The organism is Novosphingobium sp. KN65.2 (genome assembly GCF_001368935.1).
Lineage (GTDB): Bacteria > Pseudomonadota > Alphaproteobacteria > Sphingomonadales > Sphingomonadaceae > Novosphingobium > Novosphingobium mathurense.
The window spans coordinates 52,067-66,747 of the sequence record NZ_CCBH010000147.1 but is presented as its reverse complement, the minus strand read 5'-3'; the positions used below and the strand labels follow the sequence as shown (position 1 = coordinate 66,747).

Here is a 14,681-nt window from a genome sequence, read left to right as displayed (position 1 = left end):
TCCTAAAGCGGGACGCTAAAATCCTGCAGATACAATCGCAATCAGGTGCCTCGCCCGGCTTCTCGCCATGGCACCGGATGCAGCGATGCCCGCATCAATTCCAGAAATGCCGTCGCTCGTCGGGACCTGCCATGCCGGGCCCCAAGCAGTGCCACGACATCTGCATCGGGGCACTGCCAATCGGGCAGGATACGCACCAGCCGTCCCGCCGCAATATCACCTGCAAGGTCCCACTCGGACCGGACAATAACGCCCAGTCCAGCCAACGCCCAGTTGCGCATGACGGCACCGTCGTTCGTTGCCATGACGGGCTTGATGCGAACCGTCGCCGGATCGCATTTCGCCTTTGTAAAGCGCCAGAGCGTGACGTCCTCGTTGTTCTCTCGCAGGGCCAGGCAACGATGCTGCTGCAAGTCGTCCGGCTCGATGATGGGAGGATGCTCCGCGATATAGCAAGGCGACGCGCAGGCGATGCGGTGATTGGGAGCCAAGGTCGTGACAATTCGGCCAACCGTATTCAATGCGCCGATGTGAATGACCAGATCCCAGCTGTCCGACGATAGAGTCGCCGGATGGTCAGACAGTTCCAGGGTCACGGTGGCTTCAGGATGCAGCCGGGCGAATTCACCGACTACGGGTGCAACGTAGTCCCGGCCGAAACCATAGGGCGCCGCAATCCGCAGCTTTCCCCGGACGGATGTGGATCTTCTCTCCAGTCGATCGTCCAGCCGCTCGATCGCATCGATAATGGCGGCGCCTTCGGCAGCAACAAGCTCGCCCTCGTCCGTCAGGACAAGTCCCCGCATGGATCTAACGATCAACCGCACGCCGATACGCTGTTCGATTGCCTTGAGCCTCTGGGTGACCGCCGGCGGCGAGACGTTCAGCTGGCGCGCCGCATCTGCCAGAGATGCAGACGCTGTGATGGTTCCGAAGAAGAGGAGGTCATCACTCGATAGCATTAATTTCAACCTTAATTGAATATGACAATATAATTAATTGAATGATGCGATGCGATCAATAGACTGATCGGCCTGAAACCACATCTGGACGCAAAGCGGAGCCCATCTTGCTGGAAGCATCACCCCAAGTCGGAGCCGACAGCTCCGGCCACACCCTGAAGGATGTCGGCACACCCTGCCTCATCCTCGATCTTGACCGAATGGATCGCAACGTTGCACGCCTTCGCTCACGCTTGGACACTCTGGGCGTCGCATTGCGCCCCCATCTGAAAACGACCAAGTCGGTCGACGCCGCAAGGCGTGTCATGACCACTGCAGCCGGTCCGGCGACGGTTTCGACCTTGAAGGAAGCGGAGCGTTTTGCCGCAGCCGGGGTTACCGACCTCACTTATGCGGTGGGCATTTCTCCCGACAAGATCGAGCGGGTCCTTGCCCTTCGCGCAAAAGGCGTCGATCTCGCGGTAACGCTGGACACGGTCGAACAGGCGCGCGCAGTTGCCGAGGCGTCGCGGCTGGCCGGTGACGCAATCCCTGCACTGATCGAGATTGACTGCGACGGGCACCGGTCTGGCGTCCTGCCCGGTGATGCAGCCCACCTCATCGCAATTGCGCGAGCACTGGAAGACGGTGCCAACCTGCGCGGCGTACTGACGCATGCCGGCGCCAGCTATGACGCCCGCGGCGACGACGCGCTTCGCGCCTGCGCTGAAGGTGAGCGTGCCGCCGCCGTTCAGGCCGCCACGATCTTGCGCGAAGCCGGCTTCGCATGCCCCGTCGTCAGCGTCGGCTCCACACCGACGGCCCACTTCGCACAGAACCTCGACGGCGTGACGGAAGTACGCGCCGGTGTGTTCGTTTTCTTCGATCTCGTCATGGCCGGCATCGGCGTCTGCAAGATTGACGACATTGCCGTCTCAGTGCTTGCGACAGTGATCGGTCACCAGCCCGAAAAGGGCTGGATCCTCGTCGATGCGGGCTGGATGGCCATGTCGCGTGACCGTGGAACCGCCAAGCAAGCGGTTGATCAGGGCTATGGCCTGGTCTGCGACATCGACGGCCAACCTTTGGGCGATCTGATCCTTGCCGACGCAAACCAGGAACACGGAATTCTCAAGGTGCGTCCCGGTTCGGCTTCACCCTTGCCCGACCTGCCGATCGGCACGCGCGTGCGAATTCTTCCCAACCACGCCTGTGCAACCGGTGCACAACATGACAGCTACCATGTCGTAAGGGGCAATGACGACAGGATCGAGGCCGTCTGGCCCCGCTTCGGAGGATGGTAATGCAGACAGTCGACGCAAGCAGCGCAGTTCCCAAGCCAATATCGACGGCCAATGCTCCCGCCGCCGGGGGACACTATTCACAAGGGGTGATCCACGCTGGGCAGGTCTACGTATCTGGCCAGTTGCCGATCGAGCCCAATGGTACGCATCGCCCGGACGCGGATTTCGACGAGCAGGCACGGCTTGCGATCCGCAACATGCTCGCCGTTGTCCAAGCGGCGGGCAGTTCGATCGAGAATCTGGTCAAGGTAACGGTCTATCTGGTGGGCGTTGAAAACTGGCCTCGTTTCAATTCGATCTACGCTGAACTCCTGGGCGATACCCGCCCCGCCCGTTCTGTGGTGCCAGTCCCGGAACTCCACTATGGCTATCTCGTCGAAATCGACGCAGTTGCAGCAATCGGTGACTGATTTTCTGCCCTTATAACGATGGTTTGAATAGGCCGCTCCAAGCACCTCTCGCACTCGTTCAGCACGGGTGCCCAGTCACGTTCGATGACCGAGAGGCAGCTTGGACCGGGGCATCTGTCATGGCAGGGCTGGGCTGCGCAGACGATGCCTTGCCCGAGCTTCATTGGCGCTTGAGCGGTCAGAAGAAACCCTCAGGATTGCCAGGCAAGGCGCAGCACTTTTCTTTTGTGCGATACAACCCTGGCGAAGCATGCTAGGAGTCCCGTCATCGCAGTTGATTTCCTTAAGCGCCTGCGACTGAGAGACATCTTGGGCTCCCGCTTGTGACGAGGAGTCCGACCTGAGCACAAAATCAATCCAAACCAGTCTGTTAGCGAAGACCCGAACTTGAGGTCGAACCGCAAGACGACATCGCGCCTCTCGCAAGCCGCAGCGCGTCGGCAAGGCGAAGTAACCCAGTTCGCTATCACGGTGTTAGGGCGCGAGGCTGCGATCGAGTTCATGAACGCGAACAATGCCATGCTCGGTGCGCGCCCCATCGACCTTGTCGTCGCGAGTGACGCTGGTCGCGCGCTTGTCGAAGGCGCTCTTTCCGAAACCAGTTCCCGAGACGCTGCTCCCGAACGGGAATAGCGCTCGCCACCCCATGCAGGCCAGCCTGCAATCTGGCGACCCGAAGGGAAGCACCGCGGTTTTCGTGATGCCGACCTCGACTTCAAGGCCTCCGTCCCCAAGTTGGACGGAGGTCCTTTTTGCATGACCACATGCACGCCCTGCCGAGCAGGAGCCACAACCTGCACCGCACAGCCACAATTTCAGGACCTGCGGACCGACGCTGTCGTCCGACTGCGATCAGATCGCCAGTCTCCCCTGCGGGCACGAAGCAAGATCCAAACGCGCCAGCCCTTGATATGCCTGGCTTGTGATATGCTGAGCCTGGCGGTCGCTATTGGGCCGCTTCGCTGGGCGGCACCGGGGTCATCGGCGTGTCGGGCAGATCGACCGGAACGCCTGTTGCATCCGCATCCTGAACGATCAACTGCCCACCGCTTTCGTCCTTGACGTCCGCCTTGTACTCGGTGGGTTCCTTCGAACATGCGGCGATGGCAAGCAATGCGCCCGTGGCCAGCAATACCTTCGCTGCAAACGGGGATCTCACGTTATTCATGGCTCGTCTCCCTTTTCGGCCATGGTATCGCGCCGGTGATCATCGATACAAGTACATTGTTCTTATGCTCGCACCCGCAGCATTCACAAGGCCGGCGTCTGGCGACAGGCCTGCATCTGACGATCTTGCGTCTGATTGATGACAGGCAGAGTCGTTAGGGCAAAGAAAAACCCGGCCAGATCGACCGGGTTGAAAAGTTTGGGAGAGGATGCCTGAAAGGCCCGTCCTTTTTGTGCGTCGCAGCATTATTACGCAAGTGCGAAAAGCAACAGGCATGTTGCATTTCCTGCAACCGGCTACCCGCCGGGATTGCCCAAGCCGCCATTCCGGATCGGGCTCGATAGCCCTTCGCCCCAGCCTAGGCAGCCGCGGTCAGGCTGGCGGAGCTGGAAAAACGCTGGCGATATTCACCCGGGGTCAGGCCGACGATACGATTGAAGACGCGACGGAAAGCGGCGGCATCCTCATACCCCACCGACCAGGCAATCTGGTCGATAGAGCGTTTGGTGAACTCAAGCATTTCGCGCGCCTTGCCCACCCTGAGGTGCTGCACATACTCGATCGGACGCATACCCGTTGCGGCCTTGAAGCGACGCTGGAACGTCCTTTCTTCCAGATTAGCCATATCCGCCATGACGGAAGCTGCAACTGGCCGTCCCGACTTGCCCTGAAGCCAGTGCTGGACTTTCAGGATGGCCTCGTCGCCGTGAGTCAGGCGCGGCGCGAAATTGCTGTAGTAGCGCTGTTCACGGCCTGATGGATCGATCAGCCAGAACTTGCCGGTCTCCATCATGACGGTCGGGCCGAGCAGGCGATCAATCAGTCTCAGCCCCAGGTCGGTCCATGCCATCAGGCCGCCAGCGGTGATGATGTCACCGTCTTCGACGACGATCTTGTCCTCGGTGACCAGAATATCCGGAAAACGATCGCGCAATTGCTCGGCAAAGAACCAGTGCGTTGTCGCAGGCCGCCCCGATAGCAATCCGGTCGCGGCCAGCAGGAAAGCACCGCCGCAAGTCGAGGCCAAGGTGGCTCCGTGTCCGTGCCGGTCGAGCAACCAGCGGGCATAGGGGGCCGCTTCCTCTGCATCGGGTATTCCGGACAACCGCCCCGGCACGACGAGGATAGCGGGCGTCCCGTCCTTGCCCGGCCGGTTGTCGAAGCTGCGCCGGAAGGTGCCGTCCTCGCCTCTGGCCCAATGGCTCACCCGAAGGACAGGACCGCCACGATCAGCCGAAATCGTCGACGCCACCGCGAGTAGATCGGTCATCCCGTGTACCATCGCCATCTGGCAATCGCGGTAGAGCATCAGGCCTACTTCGACACTCTCATTCGCATCGGTCATCTCGCAACTCCATTGAAAGTGCAGATTGTCGGTTTCGGCACGCCTTATGTCGGTTCTGCCGATCCTGCGGCCGGGCAGATCGACCTATCCTTCGAAGCACAGGGCAGGACACGCCCCTCACCGCAAGAAAGGAAACATGTTATGGCTACCATGAAGACCAAGGACGGCACGAAGATTTTCTTCAAGGACTGGGGCAGCAAGGATGCACAGCCCATCGTTTTCTCGCACGGCTGGCCGCTTTCGGCCGATGTCTGGGACCCGCAGATGGCTTTTTTTGCCGGGCAGGGCTTCCGCACGATTGCCCATGACCGCCGCAGCCACGGCCGTTCGGACCAGGTCTGGGACAACAACACCATGGACCAGTATGCGGACGACCTTGCCGAACTGATCGAGACGCTGGACTTGCACGATGCAATCCTGGTCGGTCATTCCACCGGCGGCGGCGAGGTGACCCGGTATGTCGGGCGTCACGGCACGAAGAGGGTGGCAAAGGTTGCGCTGATCGGCGCGGTGCCTCCCCTGATGCTGAAGACCGAAGCCAATCCCGGCGGCCAGCCGATCGAAGCCTTCGACGCGATCCGCAAGGGTACCTTCGACAACCGCAGCCAGTTCTTTCTCGACGTGACAACGCCCTTCTACGGCTTCAACCGCGACGGTGCTTCGGTAAGCGAAGGGCTCAAGCTGGAATTCTGGCGCCAGGGCATGATGGGCGGCCTTAAGGGCCAGCTCGACTCGATCCGGGCATTCTCGGAGAGCGACTTCCATGAGGATCTCGCAAAGCTCGATCGACCCACGCTCGTCCTGCACGGCGATGACGACCAGATCGTCCCGATCGGCGCCTCCGCACTTGAAACGGTGAAGATCGTCAAGGACGCTGTCCTCATGATCTACAAAGGTGCCGATCACGGCCTGACCCAAACCCATCAGGACCGGTTCAACGCCGACCTGCTCAATTTCATCCGAGAGTGACTGCCGGGGCGGCGGATGCCGCCCCCCCTTCCCCCACGTTACCCGCCATCAGAAAGGTATTCGACATGACCAAGCAGACATATCTCGTTACCGGCGCGTCGGACGGCATCGGCGCCGTCTATGCCGATCGTCTTGCCCGCAATGGCCACGATCTCGTTCTCGTCGCCCGTCGCGCTGACCGCCTCGCCCAGTTGGCCGAGCGACTGCAACGCGAGACCGGCGTAGAAGTCGAGGTCCTCGCGGCCGACCTTTCGAATGCTGAAGAACTCGCCGGCATCGAAAGGCGCCTGCGTGAAGACTCGCGCATTACCGGTCTCGTCAACAACGCCGGGATCGCGGGCGAAACCCGATTCCTCGAGGCCGACATCGACCACCTGACAACGATGATCGACCTCAACGTCCTTGCCGTCACGCGGCTCAGTGCGGCAGTGGCGCCACGCCTGGCGGCAGCAGGCAACGGCACGATCGTCAACATCACTTCGGTGACGGCGCTGATGCCTGCCAGTTTCACGGCGACCTATCCGGCAACCAAGGCTTACGTGCTGGCCTTCACAGAAGCCCTGGCGGCCGAACTCGGTCCTCATGGCGTGAAAGTTCAAGCGGTTTTGCCCGGTATCACCCGAACCCCGATCTGGACCGAGGAGCAACTCGCCGGTCTCGACCCGGAAATGGTCATGGATGTCGAAGACATGGTCGATGCAGCCATGGCCGGACTGCGCATGGGAGAAACGATCACAATTCCCGCGCTGCCCAACTCCGGCGACCTTGACGACTATCTCTCTGCACGCACTGCGCTCCACCCCAACCTGTCCCGGCGGCAGCCTGCCGCACGCTACCTTGCTTGAAGGGTGCTGACGCCAAGGGCGCAGATAGTCTGAGCACAATGAACTAGCGCAGGACGCGAACCGCCCTCCGTCTCAACCGGCCCATGCAAGGCATAACTGGACGAGACGGAGGGCAATCACTATGTACCACTCGGTATGGAATGCTCAGCTTCAACCAAGACACGCGGCCGTCCGCGGGAATTCGATCCCGAGGAAGCGCTGGCAAGCGCCCTGCGCGTGTTCTGGAAGCACGGCTACGAAGGCGCCTCCATGGCCGAGCTTACCGAGGCCATGGGCATTACCAAGCCCAGCCTTTATGCCTGTTTCGGCAACAAGGAAGCCCTCTTCAAGAAGGCCCTCGATCTCTACGAGCGCGACAAGCTCTGCTACATCAAGACGTCGCTGGATGCGCCAACGGCACGCGAAGTCGCGAATCGCATCCTGCGCGGTGCGGTGAAGACTCACTGCGGCGACAGCGACCCGCAAGGCTGCATGGGCGTCATCAGTTCGGTGGCCTGCACCACAGAGGCAGAATCGATCCGTAAGGAAGTCGTGGCACGCCGCGCCTCCTCCGAAGCAGCCGTCGTCGAGCGCTTCGAAAGGGCCAAGGCCGAAGGCGACCTTCCCGAAAACGTCGATGCAAAAGCACTGGCCCAGTGCCTGCTGACGGTCCTTCAGGGCCTCTCGGTCAAGGCTCAGGTCGGCGCCGAGCGCAAGGATCTCGATGCAGTCGTCGATACTTTCCTGACCATGTGGCCCGGTCGCTGACACGCCCATTCGACCGGTAAGCCGAAGCTAAAATCACAGAAATTCCCGCTTCACCACAAGCTTGCAGGCCCCAAAGGAATAGTTTACCGGTCAGTATAGAATGCGCTTGACGGAATTGCGCATCGCAATATATACCATCCAGTACAGAACGCAGTCCCCCGACTCACCGCAAGGAAGTCTGATGACTGCAATTGCCAAACCGGTTCCCCCCGGCTGAATTCCGGTGCCCTCCGCTCCCCCCGCGGGTGGCCTCCGACACTTTGAACCCAAGCCAGCTGCCATGACGGGCGCGCATGCCCGTCTGGGCGGAAGGCTGAATACATCTAGATTTCCCGGCCCCCTTTGCGCCGGGAACGGGCCGGCGCGCGCCTTCTTTCCCCCCGCCCCTCGGGGCGCGCGCCGGTCATTTCAGGGAGTACAACCATGGCCTTCATCGATTTCACCGATGCGGCGCCGGAGGCACTGTCGGCGCCTGCCGACAGGTCCGTACAGGAAGCCCGGCGTTACCCCTCGGTATCCGCACTGTCCGACCTCGAGCACCGCATCGTCGAACTGGCTCGCAGCGACAGCCTCGAAACACTGCGTCCGCAGCGCAAGCGGTCCTGGCTCGCACGGCTGATACTCGGCCCGCAACCGATCTCGCCGGTCCTTGCCAACGAACGGCTCGAGGCCCTGCGCAGGCTGGCCGTGCAGGCCTGGCACAAGGGCTACACACTCCCGGTTTCGGCCGTGCGGGACGCTCAGGCCGCCGGCTACAGCGAGGCGCAGGTCGGCGCCGTCATCGATACCATCGGGCGCAAGCGCGCCCCGTTCCGGAGGCTGGCTGCGTGAATTTCCCTGCGAAGATCGACATTCCCGAACAGTCCTTCCTTGCCTCGGGCGAACGTCACGCACGCACCCGGCAGCGGAAGCGTTTCGCCGCGTTTGCCGGTATCGTTGCACTGGCTGGAGCCGGAATCGGATGGAGCCTGCTTCACGACAGCAAGGCCGAGGCGGTGGCGATGCCTGTCCCCCAGGTCCAGGCTGCCAATCCGCTGGTGCGCGACGTAACGCAGTGGGACGACTACGTCGGCCGCTTCGCGCCCAGCCAATCGGTCGAAGTGCGTCCGCGCGTATCCGGGGCGATTACCCGGATCTACTTCAAGGACGGCGAATTCGTCCGCAAGGGCCAGCCGCTTTTCACTGTCGACCAGCGGCCATACCGTGCCGCCCTTGCCGAGGCTCAGGCAAACGTCGCCGCGGCACGCAGCGCTTTGGCACTGGCCCGCTCCGACTACGATCGCGTGGCCGGGCTAGCAGGAGACGAGGCCATGGCCGCCAGCGAAGTAGACCAGCTTCGCACCCGCATGCGTTCGGCGCAAGCGGCACTGGCCGCCGCCCAGGCCCGCGAACGGCAGCGTGCGCTCGAGGTGGAGTTCACCACGGTGCGCGCGCCGATCTCCGGCCGCATCTCGGACCGGCGCGTCGATATCGGCAACCTCGTCTCCGGCGACAACAACGCCAACGCAACGCTGCTGACCACGATCAATGCCGTCGACCCGATCTATTTCACGTTCGATGCTTCCGAAGCGCTGTTCCTCAAGGCCCGGCGCGAGCAGGAAGCGAGCCATTCCCCCGCACGCGTGCAGGTGCGCCTGCAGGACGAAGCCGAATACAAGTGGAACGGCAAACTCGACTTCACCGACAACGGTCTCGACCCACGCTCGGGCACGATCCGGGTCCGCGCCGTACTCGACAATCCCAACGGCTTCCTTACCCCGGGCATGTTCGGCAACATGCGCCTCGCTGAAAGCGGAAAGACCCGAGCCCTGCTGGTGCCTGACGATGCGGTGCAGACCGATCAGGCACGCAAGGTGGTGCTGACCGTCAACAACGACGGGACGGTCGCTGCCAAGCCGGTCGAACTCGGCCCGCTGGTCGACGGCCTGCGGGTGATCCGTTCGGGCCTTTCCAAGGACGACCGCGTCGTGATCTCGAACTATCAGGCCGCCGTCACCGGCGCCAAGGTCGAGACCCGCAGGGGCATGATCGCGGCCAATACGCATACGATCACCGCCCCGGGCGCATCGGTGCCGATGGCCTCGCAGGCGACCCTCAACAACTGATCCACCCGTAACGGGGACGCGATCTCCCTAGGCACGCGTCCCCCTAGCAGGGGCACATTATCATGCGATTTTCCCGGTTCTTCATCGACCGGCCGATCTTCGCAGGCGTCATCGCGGTGATCATCACCGTGGTGGGGGCGCTTGCGTTCATCGGCCTTCCCGTCACCCAGTACCCCGACATCGTCCCGCCCACCGTTACGGTGAGCGCGCAATATCCCGGCGCCTCCGCCGAAACCGTAGCCGATACTGTCGCCGCGCCGATCGAACAGGAGATCAACGGCGTCGACGACATGCTCTACATGGATTCGCAGTCGACCGGCGACGGCAAGGTGACGATCACCGTTACCTTCAAGATCGGCACCGATCTCGATGCCGCGCAGGTTCTCGTGCAGAACCGCGTTGCCGTGGCGACCCCGCGCTTGCCACAGGAAGTGCAGCAACTCGGTGTCGTCACCCGCAAGTCCTCGCCCGACTTCCTGATGGTGGTGAACCTGCAGTCGCCCGACGGCACGTTCGATCGCGACTACCTTTCGAACTATGCCCTGACCCAGGTAAAGGACAAGCTGGCCCGCATCGACGGCGTGGGCGATGTGCGCCTGTTCGGCGCGCGCGACTACGGCATGCGGATATGGATCGATCCGGGCAAGGCAGCCGCGCTGGACCTGACCGCGGGCGAAATCGTCTCGGCCCTGCGCGCGCAGAACGTGCAGGTTTCCTCCGGCGCGCTCGGCCAACCGCCGTTCGACACCGGCAACGCCTACCAGATCGGCGTGGAACTGCAGGGCCGCCTGAAGACGCCCGAGCAGTTCGGCGATGTCATCGTGCGCACCGATGCGGACGGCCGGCAGGTGCGCGTGCGCGACGTCGCCCGGGTCGAACTCGGCGCACAGGACTACACGACCAACACTTATCTTTCGGGCAATCCAACCGTAGTCATGGCCGTAATGCAACGCCCGGGTTCGAACGCGCTCGATTCGGCGCAGGCGGTTCGTGCGCAGATGGACGAGCTCTCCAAGTCGTTCCCGCAGGGCCTGGAATATTCGGTGATCTACAATCCCACCGAATTCATCGGCCAGTCGATCGACGCGGTCTATCACACCCTGCTCGAGGCAGTGGTGCTGGTCGTCCTCGTCATCCTTGTCTTCCTGCAGAACTGGCGCGCGGCGGTCATCCCCATCGTGGCCATCCCGGTGTCGCTGATCGGCACCGCCATCATGCTCGCGGCGGTCGGCTATTCGCTCAACAATCTCTCGCTCTTCGGCATGGTACTCGCGATCGGCATTGTCGTCGATGACGCCATCGTCGTGGTCGAGAACGTCGAACGTTACATCGAGGAAGGGATGCGCCCGATCGACGCCGCCCGCCGCTCGATGGACGAAGTTTCCGGCGCGCTTGTCGCCATCGTCCTGGTGCTCTGCGCGGTCTTCGTGCCCACCCTGTTCATCTCCGGCATATCGGGGGCGTTCTACAAGCAGTTTGCCGTCACGATCTCGACCGCAACGGCGATCTCGCTGCTGATCTCGCTCACACTGTCGCCGGCACTGGCGGCGATCCTGCTGCGCGAACGCCATGCCCTGCCCGACGATGCACCGCGCTGGAAGCGCGCACTGCATTCTGCAGCCGACCGCTTCAATCGCGGGTTCGAACGGATGAGCACAGCCTATGCGGGGCTCACCTTGCGCCTCGTCAGAAAGCCGGTGCGCATGATGGCAACCTACGGCGCGCTCATTGCCGCGACTGTCGGCCTGTTCTGGGCAACCCCGACCGGCTTCGTGCCGCAACAGGACCAGGGCTATTTCATGGCGGCGATCTTCCTGCCGCCCGGTTCCTCGCTGTCGCGAACCGATGCAGCAACCCAGGAAGTCGCCAGGCGCATCCTTCCGGTCAAGGGCCTGCGCGGCGCGGTGATGTTTGCCGGCTTCCACGGCCCCTCGCGCACGGCTGCCCCCGATGCCGCCGCCATCTACTTCCCGTTCAAGAGTTTCGAGGAGCGCAAGAAGCTGGGCGTCACCTACGCCGGGATCATGGAACAGGCGCAAGCCGCGCTGAAGGGCTTCGACAAGGCACAGGTCCTGCTGCTGCCCCCGCCAACCATCAACGGCATCGTCCCTCCCGGCGGCTATCGGATGATCGTGGAGGACAAGGACGGGCGCGGCTATGCCGAGCTGGCAAAAGCCGCAGGCGCGATGATCGCGCAGGCGAACCAGACGCCCGAACTGAACCAGGTCTATACCCTGTTCAACCTCAACACCCCGCGCGTCTATGCCGATGTCGACCGGCGCAAGGCGGACATGCTGGGCGTCCCTCCCGAACGCGTGTTCGAAGCGCTGCAGGTCTATCTCGGCTCCGCCTTCGTCAACGACTTCAACCTGCTGGGCCGTACCTATCGCGTCACTGCACAGGCGGATGCACCCTATCGCGGGACGACGGCAGACATTGCCAACCTCAAGACCCGCTCGAACTCGGGCGCGATGGTGCCGATCGGTTCGGTCGCGACCTTCGAGGACAAGACCGGCCCCTACCGTGTCGTGCGCTACAACCTGCAGCGCGCGGTCGAAGTCGACGGAAGCGTCGCACCGGGCTATTCGACCGGACAGGCGCTGACGACGATGGAGCGCATCGCCGACGATACGCTGCCGGCAGGTTACGGCCACGAATGGACCGGCATCGCCTTCCAGCAGACCAGCGCCGGCAATACAGCCGGTGTCGTCTTCGGTATGGCCGTACTGTTCGTCTTCCTTGTCCTTGCAGCGCAGTATGAGAGCCTGACCCTGCCGCTGGCGATCATCCTGATCGTGCCGATGTGCCTGTTTGCGGCCATGCTGGGTGTCGACATCAGGGGCATGGATAACAACATCCTGACCCAGATCGGCCTCGTGGTCCTGATCGCGCTGGCAGCCAAGAACGCAATCCTCGTGGTCGAATTCGCCAAGCAGGCCGAGGACGAACAGGGCATGTCGCCGGTCGAGGCCGCCGTCTTTGCCGCGCGCACCCGCCTGCGTCCGATCCTGATGACCAGCTTCGCCTTCATCCTGGGCGCCGTGCCGCTGGTGATCGCGCAGGGCGCAGGGGCGGAGCTGCGACAGGCACTGGGCACCGCCGTGTTCTTCGGCATGGTCGGCGTCACCGGCTTCGGCCTGCTGTTCACCCCGACCTTCTATGTCGTGTGCCGCGCACTTGGCGAGCGGCTGCGCCGCAAACCTTCAGCCGGTTCGCAGGAGAACTATCCCCTGCCCGCCCCGGCGGAGTGAAAGGAGTTACCCCGATGAATGCACGCCATCTCCTTGCCGCATTGCTTGCCGCGACCAGCCTCGCGGCCTGCGCTGCCGGGCCCGACTATGTAGCGCCTGCGCCTCCTGCGCGTGCCGAAGCCGACTTCATCGGCGCGGCGTCACCCGAAGTGGCGACGAGCCCGGCGCAGGCCGACTGGTGGCGGCTCTATGACGATCCGGTGCTCGACGCACTCGTCTCCGATGCCCTGGCAGCCAATACCGATATCAGGGTGGCGGTCGCCCGGATCGAGCGAGCGCGGGCCAGCCTGCGCGGCACGCGTTCGCAGATCCTGCCCCAGACCTCCATCGAGGGCTCGGGGACTTGCGGCCGGGCATCGCAAGCGCGCACCCTGCCCGGTGCGGATCGGGAAGGAAGAACAGTCGACGCCGGGCTCTCGGTATCATACGAGGTGGACCTGTTCGGCCGGGTTTCGCGCGGGATCGAGGCATCGCGCGCAGGCCTCGGTGCCGCGCAGGAAGATGCCGATGCCGTGCGGGTCACGGTCGTGGCCGACACCGTACGCGCCTATGTCGATGCCGCCAGTTATGCCGAGCAGCTTGCCGTCGCGCAGCACACGGTCGACCTGCTCGACCGCTCGGTGCGCATCACCGGCGCGCGTTTCGAACGCGGACTCAACCAGAAGCTCGATGTCATCCGCGTCACGCAGCTACGCGATGAACAGGCCGCGGCGATCCCGGCGATCCAGGCCCAGCGCGATGCAGCCCTCTTCCGCCTGGCAACCCTCACCGGCAAGACCCCGCAGGACCTCCCCGCGGCCGCACGCGAACGCCGCACGACACCTGACGTAACCCAGCCTATCCCGGTAGGCGATGGCCGGGCGCTGCTTGCCCGACGTCCCGACGTCAGGGCCGCAGAGCGCCGTCTCGCCGCCGATACAGCCCGCATCGGCGTCGCCACCGCCGACCTCTATCCACGCATCACGCTGGGCGGATCGGTCGGAACCACTGCGGTGGGCGCGACCGACATCTTTGCAGGTGGACCATTGCGATGGCTGCTGGGATCGCTGATCTCGTGGGCCTTCCCCAACCAGGAAGCGATCCGCGCCCGGATCGGCGAAGCGAAGGCCGATACCAAGGCAGACCTTGCCGCCTTCGACGGCACTGTCCTGCATGCCCTTGAAGAAACCGAGACGGCACTCTCGGCCTACCGCAATGCCCTGCTGCACAAACAACAGCTGGCATCGGCACGAGAAGCCGCGGACCGCGCCGCGCAAGTGAGCATCGCCCGCCAGAGCCGCGGTCAGATCGACGCGCTCGACGTCCTCGACGCACAGCGCACCCTCGCCCAGTCCGAAGCCGCCTACGCACAGGCGACACAGGGCGTGGCCCGCGCCCAAGTCGATCTCTTCCGCGCCCTTGGCGGCACCTGGCAGGACAGACCGCACGCAATTACATCGGCAGCGCCATGACCGCGCCGGAATGGGGATTGCGACTCAGAAGGCATTTCCATAGGCGCGGATCAAATGTCTGATCGCACATTACGGGAACCCGTGTCGATTTCGTGCGTTAGCGCGCAGTCGACACAGGGGATTTCTCGATGCAATCGTCAGGTAC

At 63.2% G+C, this 14,681-nt stretch carries 13 protein-coding genes; 10 read left to right on the top strand and 3 right to left on the bottom strand.

The window, feature by feature from the left end:
• Positions 1-41: 41 nt before the first annotated feature.
• On the bottom strand, positions 42-962 hold the full coding sequence (locus SPHV1_RS11000; protein WP_054946084.1) for a LysR family transcriptional regulator: 921 nt from the start codon (positions 960-962) through the stop codon (positions 42-44).
• A gap of 200 nt (positions 963-1,162) precedes the next feature.
• Between SPHV1_RS11000 and SPHV1_RS10995 the strand changes: the two genes are divergently transcribed.
• The 3 genes from SPHV1_RS10995 (at position 1,163) to SPHV1_RS24985 (ending at position 3,288) form a co-directional block, all read left to right on the top strand.
• Entirely contained in the window at positions 1,163-2,245 is a 1,083-nt protein-coding gene (locus tag SPHV1_RS10995) for a DSD1 family PLP-dependent enzyme (RefSeq protein WP_197277707.1), read from the top strand.
• On the top strand, positions 2,239-2,655 hold the full coding sequence (locus SPHV1_RS10990) for a RidA family protein (RefSeq protein ID WP_054946082.1): 417 nt from the start codon (positions 2,239-2,241) through the stop codon (positions 2,653-2,655). Before SPHV1_RS10995 ends, SPHV1_RS10990 begins: the two co-directional genes overlap by 7 nt.
• Positions 2,656-3,042: 387 nt before the next feature.
• Entirely contained in the window at positions 3,043-3,288 is a 246-nt protein-coding gene (locus SPHV1_RS24985) for a hypothetical protein (protein ID WP_156367333.1), read from the top strand.
• A 313-nt stretch (positions 3,289-3,601) separates the two neighbouring features.
• Here the strand turns inward: SPHV1_RS24985 and SPHV1_RS10985 are convergent, their stop codons facing one another.
• Together SPHV1_RS10985 and SPHV1_RS10980 are read right to left on the bottom strand one after the other, a co-directional pair.
• Entirely contained in the window at positions 3,602-3,823 is a 222-nt protein-coding gene (locus SPHV1_RS10985; protein ID WP_054946081.1) for a hypothetical protein, read from the bottom strand.
• A gap of 358 nt (positions 3,824-4,181) precedes the next feature.
• Positions 4,182-5,168, bottom strand: coding sequence for a GlxA family transcriptional regulator (locus SPHV1_RS10980; protein ID WP_054946080.1), 987 nt, complete (start codon positions 5,166-5,168; stop codon positions 4,182-4,184).
• A 141-nt stretch (positions 5,169-5,309) separates the two neighbouring features.
• Between SPHV1_RS10980 and SPHV1_RS10975 the strand changes: the two genes are divergently transcribed.
• The 7 genes from SPHV1_RS10975 (at position 5,310) to SPHV1_RS10945 (ending at position 14,536) form a co-directional block, all read left to right on the top strand.
• Positions 5,310-6,137: an alpha/beta fold hydrolase gene (locus tag SPHV1_RS10975; protein ID WP_054946093.1), complete on the top strand. Its 828-nt coding sequence runs from the start codon at positions 5,310-5,312 to the stop codon at positions 6,135-6,137.
• Between the two features lie 65 nt (positions 6,138-6,202).
• Positions 6,203-6,982, top strand: coding sequence for an SDR family oxidoreductase (locus tag SPHV1_RS10970; protein WP_054946079.1), 780 nt, complete (start codon positions 6,203-6,205; stop codon positions 6,980-6,982).
• Positions 6,983-7,117: 135 nt separating this feature from the next.
• Positions 7,118-7,729 carry a TetR/AcrR family transcriptional regulator gene (locus tag SPHV1_RS10965; RefSeq protein WP_054946078.1) on the top strand — a complete coding sequence of 204 codons (612 nt, stop codon included), beginning with the start codon at positions 7,118-7,120 and terminating at the stop codon, positions 7,727-7,729.
• A gap of 423 nt (positions 7,730-8,152) precedes the next feature.
• On the top strand, positions 8,153-8,560 hold the full coding sequence (locus SPHV1_RS10960; protein WP_054946077.1) for a hypothetical protein: 408 nt from the start codon (positions 8,153-8,155) through the stop codon (positions 8,558-8,560).
• Positions 8,557-9,834: an efflux RND transporter periplasmic adaptor subunit gene (locus SPHV1_RS10955; protein WP_197277706.1), complete on the top strand. Its 1,278-nt coding sequence runs from the start codon at positions 8,557-8,559 to the stop codon at positions 9,832-9,834. The genes SPHV1_RS10960 and SPHV1_RS10955 overlap by 4 nt, the downstream gene beginning before the upstream one ends.
• Positions 9,835-9,896: 62 nt before the next feature.
• Positions 9,897-13,085 carry an efflux RND transporter permease subunit gene (locus SPHV1_RS10950; RefSeq protein WP_054946076.1) on the top strand — a complete coding sequence of 1,063 codons (3,189 nt, stop codon included), beginning with the start codon at positions 9,897-9,899 and terminating at the stop codon, positions 13,083-13,085.
• A gap of 14 nt (positions 13,086-13,099) precedes the next feature.
• Positions 13,100-14,536, top strand: a complete 1,437-nt coding sequence (locus tag SPHV1_RS10945; protein ID WP_054946075.1) for an efflux transporter outer membrane subunit — start codon at positions 13,100-13,102, stop codon at positions 14,534-14,536.
• Positions 14,537-14,681: the final 145 nt, after the last annotated feature.